This window comes from Curtobacterium sp. PhB172 (assembly GCF_003752545.1).
Taxonomy (GTDB): Bacteria; Actinomycetota; Actinomycetes; order Actinomycetales; family Microbacteriaceae; genus Curtobacterium.
In genome coordinates this window covers 143,305-160,738 of sequence record NZ_RKIF01000011.1, presented here as the reverse complement: position 1 = coordinate 160,738, position 17,434 = coordinate 143,305, and the positions used below count along the sequence as shown (strand labels likewise).

Below are 17,434 nucleotides of genomic sequence, written 5' to 3'. Positions count from 1 at the left end.
ACTCGATGGTGCGTGCGCGCCGATCGTTCCGGACGCATGTCTGGCCAGCAGTAGAAGCACTCGGGAAACCGTTCCGGCCCGCGAGCCACCACCGATGACCAGCTCCGTGCCCGGCCTGCGCAGTGTTGTGTCGAACATCCGGGGAAACGGTCCTCGGACACGATGGACTTTACCAGTCCACAGGGAATCGGCGGCGCGGCTCGCTGACGGCCGGGCGAGCCTCGGTAACCTGCTGCCATGCGTCTCACCCCCTCGCGGGGCGTGCTCGTCGCGGCCGCCGTGGTCGTCGGCGCGCTCGTCGCCCCGGTCCTCACCGCTGTCCCGGCGTCCGCGACGGAGTACCCGACCTGGCAGGACGTGCAGCAGGCCAAGGGGAACGAGACCGCCAAGCGCGCCGAGGTCACCAAGGTGCAGGCCGCGCTGCAGTCGGCGCAGGACGAAGCAGCGGCGAAGTCGCAGGCCGCGCTGACGGCCTCGTCGAAAGCGGACGCGGCCGAGGCGGAGTTGGCGGAGGCCACCCAGGCCGCCACGAGCCTCCAGGCCCAGGCGCAGCACGCGACGGAGACGGCGGACCGAGCCCAGAAGCGTGCCGGCCAACTGGCGGCGAACCTGTACCGCGACGGCAGCACGAACCAGATGACCACCCGGATCGCGACCGCGGGGAACCCCGACCAGCTGCTCTACCAGCTGGGCGCGCTCGACCAGCTGTCGTCCACGTGGTCCGGCGTGATGGACGAGGCGTCCGTCGCGGCCGGCACGGCATCGTCACTGCACGAACAGGCCGAACGCGCCGAGACCGAACGCGCGACGCGTGCGCAGGCAGCCGAGGAACGGTCCGCGGCGGCGAAGTCCGCCGAGTCCGTGGCGAACGCCGCGGTCGAGTCGACCGAGCAGCACAGCGATCAGCTGTACGCGCAGCTCGCGTCGCTCCGGGACACCACCGCGAAGCAGGCCGCAGGGTACGAGCTCGGGCAGAAGGTGGCGGCGCAGAAGGCCGAACAGCAGCGCAAGCGTGCGGCGGCCGCAGCGGCACAGGCCGCGGCAGCTTCGGCGAGCACCGACACCGGCAGCGGCGGGAGCACCAGCGCCGGCGGCGGCTCGAGCTACCCGAGCACCGGCGGTGTCGTCGTGGACCCCGCGGCCGCGCAGGCCTACGCGCGGAGCGCCCTGGGCTCGTACGGTTGGGGCGACGACCAGTTCTCCTGCCTGGTGTCGCTGTGGACGCAGGAGTCCGGCTGGCGGGCGAACGCGCTGAACGCCTCGAGCGGCGCCTACGGCATCCCGCAGTCGCTGCCCGCTGAGAAGATGTCGGCGGCCGGGGCGGACTGGCGGACGAACGCGAACACGCAGATCAACTGGGGACTCGCCTACATCAAGAGCGCCTACGGATCGCCGTGCGGTGCGTGGGGCCACGAGATGAGCGTCAACCCGCACTGGTACTGAGGACCCCGGCTCACCGCGTCCCTGCTCACTCCCCCACCAGCCGCAACGCCTGCAGCGGGCACATCGCCACCGCGTCCGCAGCGGCGGCGCGTTCGTCCGGCCGCACCGGCACGTCGCGGGTGCCACCGCCGTCCCGTGCGATCGGGTAGCCCCACTCGTCGCGCGCCAGCCGCTCGGCGAACAGTTCAGTGCACAGGCCGCGTCCCCGGCAGCGGGTCCAGTCGACGTGCAGGGCGACGGTACCGGCGGCGGCGGTCATCGGGGTCCCCCGACCGAGCCGGACCCCGCCGAGCCGGACCCGGCCGCACCGGGCCCGACCAGGCACGCGCCCCGCAGGTGCGCCTGCACGTCGTCGTGGAACACGTCGAGGGCGCTCCGCACCATCCGCGCGACGCCGTCCGGGTGGTGGCAGGCCCCGCGTCCGTCGACGAGCGCAGCGATCCGCCGGACCTCGCCGGCCAGGTCGCCCGCCCGACGCCCGGAGGCCAGGTCGGCGACCACGTCGGCGATCCGCGGCAACCCGTTCACGCACGGCCCGCAGCGGCCGGCGGACGCCCCGGCGAGCGCCGCGGCGAGGCCCGCGGTGACCCCGACCGGGCAGGTCCGGTCGTCGAGCACGGCCAGCACGCCAGCCCCGGGCGCCGCACCCCACGGTGCGAGCCCGTCGACGTCGAAGGGCGCGTCGAGCGCTGCGGCCGGCACCCAGGTGCCGCCCCACCCGCCGAGCAGGACGGCTCGCGTCCGTCGCGGATCGGCCGCCGGCAGCCGGGAGGCCCCCAGCAGCTGCCCGAGCGGCGCACCCCCGGCGGTCTCCAGCACCACGGCACCACCCGGGTCGGTCACATCGCTGACCGTCACGAGACGGGTGCCGGGAGCGCTCGCGCTGCCGACGCTCCGCGCCCACGCCGCCCCGTACCGTGCGACGAGTGCCGCCTGGGCGAGGGTCTCGACGTTCGACACGAGGGTCGCGCGACCGCTCGGTCCACGGTCGGCGAGCCGCACGACGCGGTCCTCCGGCAGTCCTCGTCCTCCGGAGACGGCCGAGGCGAGCGCCGTGGCCTGCCCGGCGACGAAGGTGGTGTGGGGCAGGGCCCGGACCTCGATGGCGACCGGGTCGGTGCCGGTGCCGCGCCGGCCGTCGGTGCGTTCGGCGAGTGCCTGCCGGACCCGATCGGCGAGCCGTGCGCTCGTGGCGACCACGGCCTCGGTCGCACCGATCGCGAGCGCCGCGACGACGATGCCGTCGAGCACCAGGTGCGGTGCCCGTTCGAGCAGGACGGCGTCCTTGCGACTGGCGGGTTCCCCCTCGGCGCCGTTGGCGATGACGATCGGGGCACCGCGGCTGCCGCGCCGGGTCCGGCCCGCCACGGCGTCGAGCTTGCGGGCGAGCGGGAACCCGGCTCCGCCGCGGCCGTCGACCCCGGCGAGACCGATCTCGTCGATGATCCCGGGTCCCACGTGCGGGAGCGGCCCGTGCGTGCGGTGGTGGGCGTCGAGTCCGGGTCCGGCGGCGGCGAGGAGTCGCTGCGTGCCGGTCGGTGGTGGCACGGTGAGCGGGTGGACCAGGGTCATCGGAGGGCCTCCTTCGGGGTCGGACGGAACGCGGTGATGCCGGCCGTGCAGCGCCAGGCCACGGCGCCGAGGACGGCGGCGGCGCAGACTCCGGCGACCACCAGGAACCAGGCGGAGGTGCCGTCGGTCCCGGTGCCGATCGCGTGCGCCATCGCGATCGGCCACATGGCGTAGGCGGCCCAGTGCACGGCGCGGAACACCCGCGGACCGATCACCCGGCGGAGCATCGCCGTGACGACGAGCACCACGAGCAGGTCCACGGCCAGGGTGCCGAGCCCGAGCCAGAACCAGCGGTACGCCCCGACGAACGGGACGACGGCGTCCAGCAGGCGCAGTTCGGCCTCGGTGTCGAGCAGCAGCGTCACCACGTGCACGCCCACGAACACGGTGGACGCCAGGGCGACGTCCCGGTGCACGAGCTGCACGCCGAACCGGGGCAGGCCGGGGAGCGGTCGTCCGCCGCGGGTCACGATGCCGAGCAGGACCGTCAGGGTCAGGAGCACGACGGCGGCGACGCCCGTGCCGCGGCCGACCACCCAGAGCGCGGTGTCCATCAGGCGGCGTCCGCCCCGTCGACGGTGACGGTGACGGAACCGTCGGCAGCCTGGTCCTCCGGCCAGCCGCCGATCCGCAGCACCGAGCCGTCGGCCGCGACGAGCCGGGCCGCACGGCCGCTCTGCCGGAGCCACTCCACGGCGCCGTGCCCCCGGACGATCGCGGCGGTGGTCATCGTGTTGGCGGTGGTGCACGAGGGGGCGACGACCGTCACCGACCGCCACACCGGTTCGGCGGGCAGGCCCCACCGCGGATCGAGGATGTGGTGCCGCGCGGTCCCGTCCTGCTCCCAGCGGCGCTTCTGCGTGCTCGAGGTCGCGACGGACCACCCGGAGGCGATCCGGACGTGGTCGACGGGGTCGTCCGCCAGGTCCTGCACACGCACCTGCCAGCCGCCGGAGGGGTCCGGGCCGGCCGTGGCGACGTCCCCGCCGAGCGAGACGAGGGCACCGACGCCGAGCCGCGCGGTGATGCTCGCGGCCGCCATGTCCGCGGCGGCGGCCTTCGCCGTGGCACCGAGGTCGAGCGTGACGCTCTCGGGGACCCGCAGGAACGTGCCGGACAGCAGGATCCGCTGCCACGCCGGGCGGTCGTCGAGCGATCGGGCCACGGCGTCGGGTGACGGGACCGGTGGCGCGTCGGCGAACGCGGCGTCGTACCCGAGGGACACCATCCGTCGGCCGAGCGTCGGGTCGACGTCCCCGTCGGACAGCCGTGCGGCGTCGACGGCCTGGTGCACGAGCGTCGCCAGCAGGGGCGAGACCTCGGTGCCGCGCACCAGGTCCTCGGCGCGGGCCACGAGCTCGGAGTCGGCGCGGAACCGGCTGCACGCGGCGTCGACGGCGGCGGTGACCTCGCGGACGCAGGACTCGGCGGCGGCGAGGTGGCGGCGGTCGCGGTGGTCGAGGACGACCCGGGCGGTGGTGGTCCAGAGGTCCCACTCGGCGGCGGCGCGCACGGTCACGATCCCGTCGTCGTCGTGTCGGACGACCCACCGGTGGTGCCCTGCGAGACGCCGGTGTCGCTGCTGCTCGTGCCGCTGTCGGTCGACGTGTCGGTCGACGTGTCGGTCGACGTGTCGTTCGACGACGAGGAGGACGACGACCCGGAGTCGGTGGTGGCGTCGCCCGACGTCCCGGTACCCGAACCGGAGTCCGTCGTGGTGTTCGTGCTCGTGGACGTGTCGGTCGTCGTCGTGCTGGCCTGCTCGTGCCCGAACCACAGCCCGGCACCCGTGACCGTCGCGACCGCGAGTCCGCCCAGGCTCACGAGCGCACTCGTGACCCGTGCGGATCGCTTGCCGTTGCCCCTGGTGTCCATCGGTCCTCCTCGTCGTCATGACGAGGCTCCCGAGCCCACCGGTGAGCGAGCCGCCAGCCGGCCGCACGCCGACCCCACGAACCCTGTGGTCCGCCTAAGAGCCCGTCCACGAGACGCCGGCGCGTTGGCTGGACGCCCCCGAGTCAGCCAGACGCCGCCGGATCCGGCGGCGTCTCAGCAGGACGACGGCGTCTTCCGGGAAGGGGCACGGGGTCAGTGGCCGAGGCCACCGAGCAGGCTCGCGAAGTCCACGGTCGCGGGGAGCGCGTCGGCTTCCTGCGGGGCCCGCCGGGAGGCCCGGATCGCCCAGGCCAGGTCCGCTCCGGCCCGGCGGATGCGTCCGTCCAGGGCCGCGGCGTCGCCGTCACTCCCCCAGTCGTCGGTCGCGGCGAACACGCCGGTCGGCACCACCGCTGCGCGGAGGTACGCGAAGACCGGACGCAGGGCGTGGTCGATGGCGAGCGAGTGCCGCGAGGTCCCGCCAGTGGCGCCGAGCAGGACGGGCAGGTCGGCGAGGGCGTCCTTGTCGAGGACGTCGAGGAACGACTTCGCGAGACCGCTGACGCCGGCCGTGAAGATCGGCGTGACGAAGACGACGGCGTCGGCCTCGACCACTGCGGCCGTGGCGGCGGACAGCGCGGGCGCCGCGAAGCCGGTGAGCATCGCGTCGGTGATCTCGTGCGCGAGCGGCCGGAGCTCGACGTGCAGGACGTGCGCGGGCGTGCCCTCGGCGACGAGCGCGGCGACGGCGGCCTCGCCCAGGCGGTCGGCGAGCAGGCGGGTGGAGCTGGGCTCGGAGAGTCCGGCGGAGACGACGGCGATGGTGGTCATGGTGGTTCCCGACTTTCGATGCGTTTGCATGAACATCGTACTGAACCGCACGCAGCGCGCAACCATTCCCGGGAACGGAGAACGCCCCGGTCCTCGCGAGGAGGACCGGGGCGTTCAGTCAAGCCGTGAGGCGTCGACTAGCGGCGCAGGCCGAGGCGCTCGATGAGCGCACGGTAGCGGGCGATGTCGACGTCGGAGAGGTAACCGAGGAGACGGCGACGCTGACCGACCATGAGCAGCAGACCACGACGCGAGTGGTGGTCGTGCTTGTGCTCCTTGAGGTGCTCGTTCAGGTCGTTGATGCGACGCGTCAGAACGGCGACCTGGACCTCGGGGGAACCGGTGTCGCCCGGGTGGGTCGCGTACTCTTCGATGATCTCCTGCTTGACCTTCGCGTCAAGTGCCATGCGTAGATCCCCTTTCAGTCCGTTGCGCGGTGCCCGTGCCTGATGCACGAGCGCTCTTTGTCCGCGGCCGTTCGACGGCAACCGCGCAAGACTACCAGAGTCCTAGGCGGTCCTGGCGCGCAGGCGACGACGACGCGGGGCCGGCAGCAGACTGCGGACGAGTCCGACGAGGGTCGCGCCGAGCAGACCGCCGAGGCCGTTCGACAGCACGTCGCGGGGGTCGGCGACGCGGTACGGCAGGTAGGTGGCCTGCGCGAACTCGATGCCGGTCGACAGGGCCACCGCGACCAGGGCTCCGAGGATCCACCAGCGCCGCGGCAACCAGAGCGCGGCGAGCATGCCGACCGGGACGAACATCGCGATGTTGGCGAGGAACTCGGTGCGCTCGTACGTGAACCAGGTGCCGTGCGGCAGCTGCTGCACCCAGGCGATCGCGTGCAGCACGAACGAGTTCTGTGCCGACGTGAACACCTGCGGGGTCAGCGTCATCCGCCAGATCACCCAGGCGTACGCCGCGGTCACGGCGAGGAGGAGGAGTCGACGGAACATCCCGCCAGTCTGCGGCACCGCCCTGCACGCCCGCTGGAGCGCTCCTGGCAGAACCCGTCAGCCGACCTGGACGAACACCCCGGCGTCCTGGCCAGGACTCCCCCGCACCTGTCAGCATGGGTGCGAACAGGGAGGACCGCCGGATGCCGGAGCACCAGGGGAAGCGTGCGTCCGCGCGACGTCAGTGGCTGTGGATCACGGCCGCGGTCGTCGGCGTCGCGGCGGTCGTCACGACGCTCGTGGTCGTCGTGCCGCACGGCAGTGGGCCGGACGCCGACCCGACAGCGAGCGGACGGGACGTCGTGACGCGGAAGACCGTGGAGCAGGCGTTCCCCGGCGGGCTGGCACACCAGCCGTCCGCGATGAACCAGCCGGGACTCCGTGAGCGCCAGGCCCGCGCCGCCGGACACGACGACACCGCGGCGCAGATCGCCCGCATCGCCGACCAGCCGATCGCGACCTGGCTCACGAACCCCTCGCAGTCCGAGACGCGCGCGACGATCCGCACCGTCGTCCGGAGCGCTCAACGGCAGCACGCCACCCCGGTCTTCGTCCTGTACACCGTGCCGGACCGCGACTGCGGCAGCTACTCGAAGGGCGGCACCGCCGACGACGCGTACCTGCCGTGGGTCCGCTCCGCCGTCCGCGCGATGGCCGGCTCGAAGGCCGTCGTGCTCGTCGAACCGGACGCGATCGCACAGATCCAGAACTGCGAGCGCCTCCGCGACTCCCGGCTCCCCCTGCTCCGCGAGGCCGTGGACGCGCTGACCGGGCACGGACTGACGGTGTACCTCGACGGCGGCAACGAGAACCGTGTCCCGACCGCGACGATGGCCGACTGGCTGCGTCAGGCGGGTGTCGACGAGGTGCAGGGCTTCTTCACGAACGTGTCGAACTTCTACCGCGTCGACCAGGAGCGCGCCTACGCCGACGACCTCGCCGACGCGATCGGTGGTGATCCGCACTTCGTCATCGACGTCTCCCGGAACGGTCAGGGCTGGCGCGGGACCTGGTGCAACCCCGAAGGTGCGGGCCTCGGCCAGGACCCGCACGTCACCGGTGGATCGAGCCGGCTCGACGCCCTGCTCTGGGTCAAGACGCCGGGGCTCAGCGACGGCACGTGCAACGGCGGACCGGCCGCCGGGCAGTGGTGGGAGTCCTACGCGCTCGGCCTGGTCGAGAACCGCAAGCGCGACTGACCCACGGCGGGGGTGTCGGTGCCCGGTGGTTGCATGAGCGCATGACCCCGACCGACAGCCGGCGCTCCGTCGTCCCGCCCTACCTGCTCCACGCCGTGGCCCAGGCGGCCGAGTTCCCCCGTGCGGCGTCGGCCGCGCGCACCGCCCTGGCGTCGCTCGAGCTCGTGCAGCACCCGAAGCACCAGCGACTGGTCGCCCCGCGCGGTGTCAGCGTCAACGGCAGCGGCACGGTCGACCGGTCGCCCCAGCGCACGATCGCCGATGCCCGCGGCACGACGACGCTGCCCGGCACGGTCGTCCGGCACGAGGGCGACCCCGACACCGGCGACGCGGCCGTCGACGAGGCGTACGCGGGCCTCGGCGCGACCCACGCCTTCTGGCTCGACGTCTTCGGCCGGGTGTCGATCGACGGCGCCGGGCTCCCCCTCGACGCCACGGTCCACTTCGGGCAGGACTACGACAACGCCTACTGGGACGGCAGCCGGATGGTGTTCGGCGACGGCGACGACGAGGTGTTCCGACGCTTCACGATCGCGCTCGACGTCATCGGGCACGAACTGGCGCACGGCGTCACGCAGTACACCGCCGACCTGACCTACCAGGGGCAGTCCGGGGCACTCAACGAGTCGATCAGCGACGTGTTCGGCTCCCTCGTCGCCCAGTACGCGGCCGGGCAGACCGCCGAGCAGGCGAGCTGGCTCATCGGCGAGGGGCTCTTCACCGATGCCGTGCGCGGCGACGCCCTGCGCTCGATGCGGGCCCCGGGCACCGCCTACGACGACCCGGTGCTCGGCAAGGACCCGCAGCCCGCGACGATGGCCGACTTCGTCGTGACGACCGACGACGCCGGCGGGGTGCACACGAACTCCGGCATCCCGAACCACGCGTTCTTCCTGGCCGCGACCGCGATCGGCGGGTACGCCTGGCAGGGCGCCGGGGCCGTGTGGTGGGACGCCCTGACCTCGGAGTCCGTCACCGCCTCGATCGACTTCGCCGGGTTCGCCGCCGTGACGATCGACGCCGCTCGTTCCCGGTTCGGCGCCGGTTCCGCGGAGCACACCGCGGTGCGGGATGCCTGGCGGACGGTGGGCGTCCTCGACTGAGACGATCGAGCGCCACGCACCGGCGTACGGTCGGGAGCATGCGCATCGAGGTCCGTCGTTCCGGGGGCTTCGCCGGTACCACGCGGCACTGGCGGGTCGACACCGACACGAGCGCCGACCCCGCGGCGTGGTCCGAGGTCGTCGACGCGCTCCCCCGGACCCCCGCGACGGCGTCGGCCGGGCCGCCGGTCCCCGACGACTTCACGTGGACGATCACCGTCGAGCGCACGACCGTGACGATCCCGGGTCGCCGTCTCGACGGCGCGTGGGCCGACCTCGTCGCGCGCGTCCGCTCTGCAGGCGACCAGTCCTGAGACGGCGGGGGTGTGCCGGAGCCGCCACGGGCCTCCCGTCCGCCCCGCGCCCGCCGGAGCGCCGCGGATCGTGAGCAGCAATGGTCGCCTCCGCGCGGCGAACCCGACCATTTCTGCTCACGAAGTGGCCGCGCGCGAACGCGATCCGCGGGTCAGTCGACGTCGATGACCGTCAGGCGCCGCGTCGGACGGGTCATCGCGACGTAGACCGCGGCCGCCGGACGCGCAGCGTCGGCACCGACCCGGTCGGGGTCGACGAGCAGCACGCCGTCGAACTCGAGGCCCTTGGCGTCGGCCCCGGTCAGCACCGTGAGCGACCCGGCGTGCGGCGAGGCGAGCCCGCGCACGTCGGCCTCGGTGCGCGTGAGCCGCTGCCGGACGGCGTCGACCTCGGACTCGGGGACGATCACGCCGATGGTGCCGGCACCGATCCGCGACCGTTCGGCGTCGGCGACCGACACGACCGTGTCGAGCAGGTCGGCGCGGGCGACGCGGACGCGCTCGACGGGGTCGCCGTCGCGCACGGCCTCGTTGCGGGTGACGGTCAGGCCGGCACCGTCGGCGAATACGCCGGCGGCCTCGACGATCGACCGCGGGGTGCGGTAGTTCACGGTGAGCTGCTCGATGCGGTGGTCGAGCGGCACGAGCGGTGCCCGGCCACGGCGTCGGCGGGCGAGCGCGCCGAGCACGTCGTCCCAGGTGCGCGCGGCCCCCGGCGAGGAGCCCTGCGCCATGTCGCCGACGATCGTGAAGGAGCGCAGCGGGTTGCGGCGGGCGAGCACGCGCCACTGCATCGGCGAGAGCTCCTGCGCCTCGTCGACCACGATGTGCCCGTAGGTCCACTCGCGGTCATCGGCGGCGCGCTCCGCGGTCGAGCGGGGGTCGCCGCCCTCGGCGAACGAGCCGGCGACCTGTTCGGCGGTGACGATGCCCTCGACACCCATGTTCTCGATCGCCTGCCGCGCGTTCTCGATGTCACGGTTCCGGCTGGCCTTCGCCGCACGCTTGGCGGCGCCGCCGGTCGGGTCGAACGGGCCGAGCAGTTCGGCGGCCTCGTCGAGCAGGGGGACGTCCTCGACCGTCCAGGCACCACCGCGTGCGCGCTGCAGCAGGGCACGGCGCTCCGGGGTCCAGTCCGGGGTCAGCGAGGCGAGCCAGTTCGGACGGGCGTACAGGTCCTCGAGGAACTTCTCCGGCGGCAGCGGCAGCCACGCGGTGTTCAGCAGCACCCGGGCGTCGTAGGAGCTCCGGATGTCCTCGCGCAGGACCTTCTCGTCGGCCTCGTCCACCGTCGTGCCGCGCTCGCGCAGCTGTTCGGCGAGCAGCCGGGTCATCGCGTCGAGCGCGAGCTTGTTGAACGTCACGCGCGCGGCGTTGTGGGGCTTGCCGCGGTCCTGGGCGCGCTTCATCGCGTCAGCCACGAGCTGCGGCGTCACGACGAGCCGCTCGCCCTCGACGTCGAGCGTCACCGACTCGGTCGGCACCACCTGGCGGGAACGCACGGCGCGGCGCAGGAGTGCGGCCGTCTGCGCGGAGCCCTTCACGGCGGCGACGTCGCGGGGGTCGTGCGTCGTCGCGTGCACCCCCGGGTAGAGCGAACCGAGCGAGGCCATCACGACGCCGGTCTCACCGAGCGACGGCAGCACCTGCTCGATGTAGGTCAGGAACGCCGGCGACGGGCCGACCATCAGGACGCCGGAGCCCCGCAGCCGCTCGCGGTACGAGTACAGCAGGTACGCGGCACGGTGCAGCGCCACGGCGGTCTTGCCGGTGCCGGGGCCGCCCTGCACGATCAGCACGCCCTCGAGCGGGGAACGGATGATGCGGTCCTGCTCGCCCTGGATGGTGGCGACGATGTCGGTCATCCGGCCGGTGCGCTCGGCGGTCACCGCGGCCAGCAGCGCCCCCTCTCCCTGCAGGTGGGTGCGCTCGTCGTCGTAGAGCGAGGCGTCGAACACCTCGTCCTCGACGCCGACGACCCGACGGCCCTCGAGCGACAGGTGGCGACGCGAGCGCATGCCCATCGGGTGCGCCGCGGTGGCCTGGTAGAACGCGCTGGCACCGGGCACACGCCAGTCGAGCAGGAGCGGGCGGTGGTCGGCGTCACGCAGGCCCACGCGGCCGATGTACCGGAAGGCGTCCTCCGAGCTGTCGGGCTCGGAGACCTCGAGCCGGCCGAAGACCAGACGGTCCCCCACGCGCTCGAGCGTCGCCACGGTGTCTTCGTAGAGTCGGGCGTACGCGTCGCGCTCGCTGCGGCTCTGGTGGTTCCCGCCGACCGCCTGACGACGGGTCTCGGCGAGACGCTGTTCGGCCTCGGCGGTCAGCTCGTCGAGACGGCGGAAGAGGCCGTCCACGTAGCCGCGCTCGCGGTCGATCTCGGTCGGTTCGGACACACGCAACCCTTCGGGAAGAGGGGAATCCAGTGTACTGCCCGCTGGAGGCCCGCAGTTCCCGAAGGGTCGTCGGTCACATCTCTTCGTGCGTGTCCGGGTCTGCGTCCCACAGCCGACCGCGCTCGAGGCCGGAGATGGCCTGCACCTCGGCGTCGGTCAGCTCGAAGCCGAACACGTCGAGGTTCTCGCGCTGCCGGGTGGCGTCGGCCGACTTCGGCACCGGCACGGCACCGAGCTGGACGTGCCACCGCAGGACGACCTGGCCGGGGGTCACACCGTGGGCCGCTGCGGCGTCGGTGATCGGCTGCTCGGTGAGGAGCTCCGACCGGACGGCGAGCGGGCTCCAGCTCTCGGTCACGATGCCGAGCTCCTGGTGCACCTTCCGCAGTTCTGCCTGCGGGAAGTACGGGTGCAGCTCGACCTGGTTCACGGCCGGGGCGACACCGGTCGCGTCGATGATGCGACGCAGGTGCTCCGGGGTGAAGTTCGAGACACCGATCGAGCGGACCTTGCCGCTGTCGCGCAGGTCGACGAACGCCTTCCACGTGTCGACGAACTTGTCCACCGACGGGTTCGGCCAGTGGATCAGGTACAGGTCGACGTGGTCGAGCCCGAGGTTGCCGAGGGTCTCGTCGATCGAGCGGTGCGCCTCGTCGTAGCCGTGGTGGCGGCCGGGGAGCTTCGACGTGACGACGAGGTCCTCGCGTGCCACGTCGGACTCGCGGACGGCGCGGCCGACGGCGTCTTCGTTGCCGTAGTTCAGCGCCGTGTCGAGCAGCCGGTAGCCGCTGGCGATGGCGGTGCCGACCGCGGCCGCACCCTCGTCACCGTTCAGACCGTAGGTGCCGAGGCCGAGCTCCGGGAACCGGTGGCCGTCGTTCAGCTCGATGGTCGGGGCACCGACCTGCATCAGCGCACCCCGAGCAGGTCGATCACGAAGATCAGGGTCTTGCCGGACAGGAAGTGGCCGCCACCGGCGGGACCGTAGGCGAGCTCCGGCGGGACGACGAGCTTGCGGCGACCGCCGACCTTCATGCCGGGGATGCCCTCCTGCCAGCCGCGCACGAGCGCTGCGAGCGGGAAGTCGATGGGCTCACCGCGGTTCCACGAGCTGTCGAACTCCTCGCCGGTCTCGTACTCGACGCCGGCGTAGTGCACCTTGACGGTCGACCCGGCGGACGCTTCCTCGCCGGAGCCCTCGACGATGTCGGTGATGACGAGATCGGTGGGGGCCGGGCCCTCGGGCGCGTCGAACTCGGGCTTGCTGTTGAGGTCAGTCATGCGATCCAGTCAACCAGAGCGCGGCAACGGCAGACGCAACGGCCACCCAGGCCGCAGAATGGTTCCACCGTGACACGACCCACTCCCGCACCGCCGCGCCGCCGCCTGCTCGCCGACCTCACCCCGCTCCGCCGATCCCCCGCCTTCGCCCGGCTCTGGGCGGGCACCGCCATCGCCGGGATCGGCACGCAGATGACCACGGTGGCGGTCGGGCTCGAGGTGTACGAGATCACGCACTCCACCTTCGCCGTGGCGCTCGTGGGGGTCATCGCCCTGCTGCCGATGGTGGTCGCCGGCCTGTACGGCGGCATGCTCGCCGACGCCTTCGACCGGCGCACCGTCGCGCTCGTGTCGTCGATCATCGCCTGGGTCGCGGTCGCCCTCATCGCCACGCACTCGTGGCTCGGGCTGCACAGCGTCGCGCTGCTCTACGTCCTGGCGACCGTGAACGCCGTCGCCGCGACCGTGAGCAACGCCTCGCGTTCGGCGATCGTGCCGCGACTCGTCGGCACCGACCTGCTGCCAGCCGCGAGCGCCCTGGGCGGGATCGCCTCGGGGTTCCAGGTCACCGTCGGACCGGCCGTCGCCGGTGTCCTGATCGCGAGCGTCGGGTTCGCGCCGACCTACACGATCGACGTCGTCCTGTTCACCTTCGCGTTCCTCGGGGTGTTCACGCTGCCGCGGATGGCGGCCGACCACGGTGCCCTCCGCCCGGGCCTGAGCTCGCTCGTCGAGGGCGCGCGATTCCTCCGGCGGTCGAAGAACATCACCATGACGTTCGTGCTCGACATCGTCGCGATGACGTTCGGCCAGCCCCGCGTCCTGTTCCCCGCGATCGGGGCGCTCGTGATCGGCGGCGGATCGATCACCGTGGGCACCCTCACGGCCGCCTACGCGATCGGCGCGCTGCTGTCGAGCGTCTTCTCCGGGCCGCTCGGACACGTGCGCCGCCAGGGTGAGGCGGTCGGGTGGGCCATCACCGCGTACGGCGGCGCGATCGCGGCGTTCGGCGTCGTCATCGCGCTCGCGCACGTGCTCGGCGGACGCTCGGGCGAGTCGTTCTCGATCGGGATCCTGCCCGCGCTCGGGTTGGCGGCGCTGTTCCTGGCGGCGGCCGGCGGTGCGGACAACGTCAGCTCGGTGTTCCGGAACACGATCCTGCAGGCAGCGTCGCCGGACGGCATGCGCGGCCGGCTGCAGGGCATCTTCATCGTGGTCGTCACAGGAGGCCCGCGGCTCGGCGACCTCTACGCGGGTCTGGTCGTCGCGGCCGGCATCGCGTACCCGCCGATCATCGGCGGCGTGCTCATCGTGGCGCTCGTCGCGCTGCTCCTCCGCCTCGTCCCCTCCTTCCGCCGCTACGACGCCCTGCACCCCCACGCCAACTGACGGGCGACCGGCCACAGGCCCTCCCGCCAAAGCGACAGATCTGCGCGAACCTTCCGCGGGCGTCTGTCGCTTTCGCGAGACGGACGGCAGACCATGGCGGGATCGTGTCGCTCTGACGGGGTCGACGCGACCACGGCACGGCGTGACGTCACGTGTCGGGTACCGTACAACGCATGCCGGACAGCGCATCGCGCGATCTCCAGCGGACGGGAGTCCGCGCCGTCGTCCGGCGCACCTACCACTCGGTCATCCGGCACCGCGTCGTCGACGCGGCGGCGTCGCTGACGTTCTTCGCGCTGCTGACCGTGTTCCCCACCGCGCTGACCGTGGTCTCCGCACTGTCGATCGTCGACCGGAAGGGCGACAGCCTGGCCGACATCATCGGTGTGCTCGGGTTCATCCTGCGCCCGGAGACGGCGCAGCACCTCGAGACCCCGCTGCGCCAGCTGCTGACCCTCGACAACCCGTGGCTCGGGTTCGCGACCGGCGTCGTGCTGACGCTGTGGTCGCTGTCCGGGTACGCGACGGCGTTCGGGCGGGCGATGAACACCTCGTACGAGGTCGAGGAGGGTCGGCGGATCTGGAAGTTCCGCAGCATGATGCTCCTCGTGACGCTGCTCGTGATGGCGGGCGGGGCGATCGCGATCGTGATCCTGCTCGGCACCCCGACGATCTCGGCGGCGATCGTCGCGTCGTTCGGGTGGGCACCGTGGATCGACGACGTGTGGAACGTCGTGAAGTGGCCCGTGCTCGCTGCCGACCTCGTCGTGATGGTCGCGGTCCTGTACTACGCGACCCCGAACGTGAAGACGCCGCAACTGCGGTGGGTGTCCGCCGGTGCCGCGTTCGCCATCGTCACCTGGGCGCTCGCGACCCTCGGCTTCGCCCTCTACGTCGAGACGATCGGCGGCGGGAACCGTGCGTACGGGTGGCTCGGCGGCGGGATCCTGCTGCTCGTCTACCTGTACATCTCGAACTTCGTGCTCGTGGTCGGCGGTGAGCTCGACTCCGAGGTGATCCGGATGCGGCAGCTCCTGGCCGGCATCGAGGCCGACGAGTCGATCCGGTTGCCGCTGCGCGACGTCACGCGCAACTTCACGCTCGCCCGCTGGCGGGACGCCGACATCGCCGCGGCGCGGAACGTCCGGACCACCGCGGCCCAGGTCGCCGCCGACGAGGACGCCGAGCCGACCCCGGCGCAGGAGCACCTGCGCGACGTGGCCCAGCAGGTGCGCGTCGGCGAGACTCCGATGCCCTGAGGCGGTCGCGCCGCGCTGGTCGCGCTGGTTGCAATGGTTGCGCTGGTTGCGCTGGTTGCGCTCGTTGCGCTCGTTGCGCTGGTTACGCGTCAGCGCTCGCGCGCCGCTTGGTCCAGCATCTCCTCCGTGACCACCGGGATCGCACCGGTCGCGAGCTCGATGCCGGACAGCCGCGCCGGGCTCAGCACGCGCTGCACCTGGTCCTCGTCCATCAGGCCGGCAGCCACGACGAGCGTCGAGATCGGCGTCGACGTGGTCAGCGCCGTGTGCGCGATCGACGCCGCAGCCGCGTAGCCGATGTACGGGGTCAGGGCCGTGACCACCCCGACGTTCGTGTCGACCTGCGCCGCGAGCTTCGCCTCGTTCGCCTCGATGCCCGTCACGCAGTGCTCGCGCAACGTCGCACAGCCCCGTGACATCCACTGCAGCGACTGCAGGATCGAGTGCGCGATGATCGGCTCGAACGCGTTGAGCTGGAGCTGACCGCCCTCGGCCGCCATCGTCACGGTGGTGTCGGCGCCGACCACGGCGAACGCGATCTGGTTCACGACCTCGGGGATCACCGGGTTCACCTTGCCCGGCATGATCGACGAGCCCGCCTGGCGCGCCGGCAGGGTGATCTCGCCGAGTCCCGCCTGCGGCCCGGACGCGAGCAGCCGCAGGTCGTTGCAGATCTTCGAGAGCTTCGCGGCACTGCGCTTCACCGTGCCGGACAGCGTCATGAAGGCGCCGGCGTCGCTCGTCGCCTCGATCAGGTCCGGTGCCGTCACGACGTCGATGCCGCTGGCGTCCTGCAGCTGCCGGCGGACTTCGTCGCGGTAGAGCGGGTCCGCGGTGATCCCGGTGCCGATCGCCGTCGCACCGAGGTTCATCTCGGCCAGCAGCGGCAGGACCTTGCGGAGCAGGTCGGCGTCCTCCTGGATCGTGTGCGAGAAGCCGGTGAACTCCTGCCCGAGGGTCATCGGCACGGCGTCCTGCAGCTGCGTCCGGCCGACCTTGAGCACGTCGGAGAAGGCGTTCCCCCGCTCGGCGAACGCCGCGGAGAGCTGCTCGAGCTGCTCGATGAGTCGCCGGGCGGAGAAGATCATCGCGATCTTGATGCTCGTCGGGTACGTGTCGTTCGTCGACTGGCTGCGGTTCACGTGGTCGATCGGGTGCAGGTACCCGTAGTCGCCCCGCTCGTGGCCGAGGAGCTCGAGGGCCCGGTTCGCCAGGACCTCGTTCGTGTTCATGTTCGTGCTCGTGCCGGCACCGCCCTGCACGATGTCGACGACGAACTGCTCACGCAGGGCGCCGTCCCGCACCTCCTGCGCAGCACGGTCGATGGCGTCAGCGCGCTCGTCGTCGAGGACCCCGATCGCCCGGTTCGCCCGCGCTGCCGCCTGCTTCACGGTGGCCAGGGCCTCGATGAGGTCCGGGTACACCGAGATCGGCACCGACGTGATCGGGAAGTTCTCCAGGGCCCGCAGGGTGTTGATGCCCCAGTACGCGTCGATCGGGACCTCGCGCGACCCCAGCGAGTCGCTCTCGGTACGGGTCTGCGCCCCGGTGGGGGCCTGTGCTGCTTCGTTGCCGGTCACACGTCGAGGCTAGCCCAGTCCGTCCGGCCGGTCCGGGAGCGGACTCGGGGTGTGCCGGGGGCGTGCCGGGCGGGAGCGCGCACATGGTGAGCAGGAATGGTCGGGTCGCCGGAACGCACCCGACCATTTCTGCTCACGAAGCGCGCGTCGCGTCAGCGCCGCCCACACCCAGCCGGACGGGAGGCACGGTGCCAGGCCGCCACGGGCCTCCCGTCCGGTGGACGCGAGCGATCGCG

Annotated in this window: 18 protein-coding genes; 6 read left to right on the top strand and 12 right to left on the bottom strand. The window is 72.6% G+C overall.

The features are described 5' to 3' along the window. Nucleotides 1-237 precede the first annotated feature (237 nt). Nucleotides 238-1,443, top strand: a complete 1,206-nt coding sequence (locus EDF42_RS16440; RefSeq protein ID WP_123673434.1) for a hypothetical protein — start codon at nucleotides 238-240, stop codon at nucleotides 1,441-1,443. Nucleotides 1,444-1,468: 25 nt separating this feature from the next. Here EDF42_RS16440 and EDF42_RS16435 read toward each other — a convergent pair whose 3' ends face one another. The 8 genes from EDF42_RS16435 to EDF42_RS16405 all read right to left on the bottom strand — a co-directional run bounded on the left by EDF42_RS16435 (nucleotide 1,469) and on the right by EDF42_RS16405 (nucleotide 6,677). Further along, nucleotides 1,469-1,702: a ferredoxin gene (locus tag EDF42_RS16435; RefSeq protein ID WP_123673432.1), complete on the bottom strand. Its 234-nt coding sequence runs from the start codon at nucleotides 1,700-1,702 to the stop codon at nucleotides 1,469-1,471. Continuing rightward, complete coding sequence (locus EDF42_RS16430; RefSeq protein WP_123673430.1) at nucleotides 1,699-3,015, bottom strand: NADH-ubiquinone oxidoreductase-F iron-sulfur binding region domain-containing protein; 1,317 nt, start codon at nucleotides 3,013-3,015, stop codon at nucleotides 1,699-1,701. The genes EDF42_RS16435 and EDF42_RS16430 overlap by 4 nt, the downstream gene beginning before the upstream one ends. Next, nucleotides 3,012-3,569: a ferric reductase-like transmembrane domain-containing protein gene (locus EDF42_RS16425; protein WP_123673428.1), complete on the bottom strand. Its 558-nt coding sequence runs from the start codon at nucleotides 3,567-3,569 to the stop codon at nucleotides 3,012-3,014. The genes EDF42_RS16430 and EDF42_RS16425 overlap by 4 nt, the downstream gene beginning before the upstream one ends. Then, complete coding sequence (locus tag EDF42_RS16420; RefSeq protein WP_185041020.1) at nucleotides 3,569-4,534, bottom strand: FAD:protein FMN transferase; 966 nt, start codon at nucleotides 4,532-4,534, stop codon at nucleotides 3,569-3,571. The genes EDF42_RS16425 and EDF42_RS16420 overlap by 1 nt, the downstream gene beginning before the upstream one ends. After that, nucleotides 4,531-4,890 (bottom strand): hypothetical protein, encoded by a 360-nt coding sequence (locus EDF42_RS19075; protein ID WP_185041018.1) that lies wholly within the window; start codon nucleotides 4,888-4,890, stop codon nucleotides 4,531-4,533. The genes EDF42_RS16420 and EDF42_RS19075 overlap by 4 nt, the downstream gene beginning before the upstream one ends. Nucleotides 4,891-5,103: 213 nt before the next feature. Then, nucleotides 5,104-5,721 (bottom strand): CE1759 family FMN reductase, encoded by a 618-nt coding sequence (locus tag EDF42_RS16415; protein ID WP_123673424.1) that lies wholly within the window; start codon nucleotides 5,719-5,721, stop codon nucleotides 5,104-5,106. Between the two features lie 137 nt (nucleotides 5,722-5,858). Continuing rightward, on the bottom strand, nucleotides 5,859-6,128 hold the full coding sequence (gene rpsO, locus EDF42_RS16410) for a 30S ribosomal protein S15 (protein ID WP_070416523.1): 270 nt from the start codon (nucleotides 6,126-6,128) through the stop codon (nucleotides 5,859-5,861). A gap of 102 nt (nucleotides 6,129-6,230) precedes the next feature. Further along, nucleotides 6,231-6,677 (bottom strand): VanZ family protein, encoded by a 447-nt coding sequence (locus EDF42_RS16405; protein WP_123293926.1) that lies wholly within the window; start codon nucleotides 6,675-6,677, stop codon nucleotides 6,231-6,233. 143 nt (nucleotides 6,678-6,820) lie between these two features. Between EDF42_RS16405 and EDF42_RS16400 the strand changes: the two genes are divergently transcribed. The 3 genes from EDF42_RS16400 to EDF42_RS16390 are packed head-to-tail and all read left to right on the top strand — an operon-like array spanning nucleotide 6,821 to nucleotide 9,293. Next, nucleotides 6,821-7,876: a glycoside hydrolase family 6 protein gene (locus EDF42_RS16400; RefSeq protein ID WP_123673421.1), complete on the top strand. Its 1,056-nt coding sequence runs from the start codon at nucleotides 6,821-6,823 to the stop codon at nucleotides 7,874-7,876. Between the two features lie 41 nt (nucleotides 7,877-7,917). Beyond that, the gene (locus tag EDF42_RS16395; RefSeq protein WP_123673420.1) at nucleotides 7,918-8,979 is read left to right on the top strand and encodes a M4 family metallopeptidase; all 1,062 of its coding nucleotides are present in this window, start codon (nucleotides 7,918-7,920) and stop codon (nucleotides 8,977-8,979) included. A gap of 38 nt (nucleotides 8,980-9,017) precedes the next feature. Further along, nucleotides 9,018-9,293 carry a protealysin inhibitor emfourin gene (locus EDF42_RS16390; protein WP_123341050.1) on the top strand — a complete coding sequence of 92 codons (276 nt, stop codon included), beginning with the start codon at nucleotides 9,018-9,020 and terminating at the stop codon, nucleotides 9,291-9,293. Nucleotides 9,294-9,445: 152 nt separating this feature from the next. Here the strand turns inward: EDF42_RS16390 and EDF42_RS16385 are convergent, their stop codons facing one another. The 3 genes from EDF42_RS16385 to EDF42_RS16375 all read right to left on the bottom strand — a co-directional run bounded on the left by EDF42_RS16385 (nucleotide 9,446) and on the right by EDF42_RS16375 (nucleotide 12,970). Next, nucleotides 9,446-11,689: an AAA family ATPase gene (locus EDF42_RS16385; RefSeq protein WP_260235541.1), complete on the bottom strand. Its 2,244-nt coding sequence runs from the start codon at nucleotides 11,687-11,689 to the stop codon at nucleotides 9,446-9,448. A gap of 73 nt (nucleotides 11,690-11,762) precedes the next feature. Next, complete coding sequence (locus EDF42_RS16380) at nucleotides 11,763-12,599, bottom strand: aldo/keto reductase (RefSeq protein WP_123341052.1); 837 nt, start codon at nucleotides 12,597-12,599, stop codon at nucleotides 11,763-11,765. Beyond that, complete coding sequence (locus EDF42_RS16375; RefSeq protein ID WP_123293932.1) at nucleotides 12,599-12,970, bottom strand: FKBP-type peptidyl-prolyl cis-trans isomerase; 372 nt, start codon at nucleotides 12,968-12,970, stop codon at nucleotides 12,599-12,601. Before EDF42_RS16375 ends, EDF42_RS16380 begins: the two co-directional genes overlap by 1 nt. Nucleotides 12,971-13,039: 69 nt before the next feature. Between EDF42_RS16375 and EDF42_RS16370 the strand changes: the two genes are divergently transcribed. Both EDF42_RS16370 and EDF42_RS16365 read left to right on the top strand, forming a co-directional pair. Continuing rightward, a complete protein-coding gene (locus tag EDF42_RS16370; protein ID WP_123673415.1) occupies nucleotides 13,040-14,359 on the top strand; it encodes an MFS transporter in 1,320 nt (439 codons plus the stop codon). Between the two features lie 173 nt (nucleotides 14,360-14,532). Continuing rightward, nucleotides 14,533-15,618: a YihY/virulence factor BrkB family protein gene (locus tag EDF42_RS16365; protein WP_123673413.1), complete on the top strand. Its 1,086-nt coding sequence runs from the start codon at nucleotides 14,533-14,535 to the stop codon at nucleotides 15,616-15,618. Between the two features lie 89 nt (nucleotides 15,619-15,707). Here EDF42_RS16365 and EDF42_RS16360 read toward each other — a convergent pair whose 3' ends face one another. Continuing rightward, nucleotides 15,708-17,198, bottom strand: coding sequence for an aspartate ammonia-lyase (locus tag EDF42_RS16360; protein ID WP_123673411.1), 1,491 nt, complete (start codon nucleotides 17,196-17,198; stop codon nucleotides 15,708-15,710). Between the last annotated feature and the right edge of the window lie 236 nt (nucleotides 17,199-17,434).

Coding starts and splice junctions, on each gene's coding strand:
- EDF42_RS16390 (WP_123341050.1), top strand. CDS start 9,018: ATGCGCATCGAGGTCCGTCGTTCCGGGGGCTTCGCCGGTACCACGCGG.
- EDF42_RS16400 (WP_123673421.1), top strand. CDS start 6,821: ATGCCGGAGCACCAGGGGAAGCGTGCGTCCGCGCGACGTCAGTGGCTG.
- EDF42_RS16380 (WP_123341052.1), bottom strand. CDS start 12,599: ATGCAGGTCGGTGCCCCGACCATCGAGCTGAACGACGGCCACCGGTTC.
- EDF42_RS16375 (WP_123293932.1), bottom strand. CDS start 12,970: ATGACTGACCTCAACAGCAAGCCCGAGTTCGACGCGCCCGAGGGCCCG.
- EDF42_RS16435 (WP_123673432.1), bottom strand. CDS start 1,702: ATGACCGCCGCCGCCGGTACCGTCGCCCTGCACGTCGACTGGACCCGC.
- EDF42_RS16395 (WP_123673420.1), top strand. CDS start 7,918: ATGACCCCGACCGACAGCCGGCGCTCCGTCGTCCCGCCCTACCTGCTC.
- EDF42_RS16440 (WP_123673434.1), top strand. CDS start 238: ATGCGTCTCACCCCCTCGCGGGGCGTGCTCGTCGCGGCCGCCGTGGTC.
- rpsO (WP_070416523.1), bottom strand. CDS start 6,128: ATGGCACTTGACGCGAAGGTCAAGCAGGAGATCATCGAAGAGTACGCG.
- EDF42_RS16405 (WP_123293926.1), bottom strand. CDS start 6,677: ATGTTCCGTCGACTCCTCCTCCTCGCCGTGACCGCGGCGTACGCCTGG.
- EDF42_RS16430 (WP_123673430.1), bottom strand. CDS start 3,015: ATGACCCTGGTCCACCCGCTCACCGTGCCACCACCGACCGGCACGCAG.
- EDF42_RS16415 (WP_123673424.1), bottom strand. CDS start 5,721: ATGACCACCATCGCCGTCGTCTCCGCCGGACTCTCCGAGCCCAGCTCC.
- EDF42_RS16365 (WP_123673413.1), top strand. CDS start 14,533: ATGCCGGACAGCGCATCGCGCGATCTCCAGCGGACGGGAGTCCGCGCC.
- EDF42_RS19075 (WP_185041018.1), bottom strand. CDS start 4,890: ATGGACACCAGGGGCAACGGCAAGCGATCCGCACGGGTCACGAGTGCG.
- EDF42_RS16425 (WP_123673428.1), bottom strand. CDS start 3,569: ATGGACACCGCGCTCTGGGTGGTCGGCCGCGGCACGGGCGTCGCCGCC.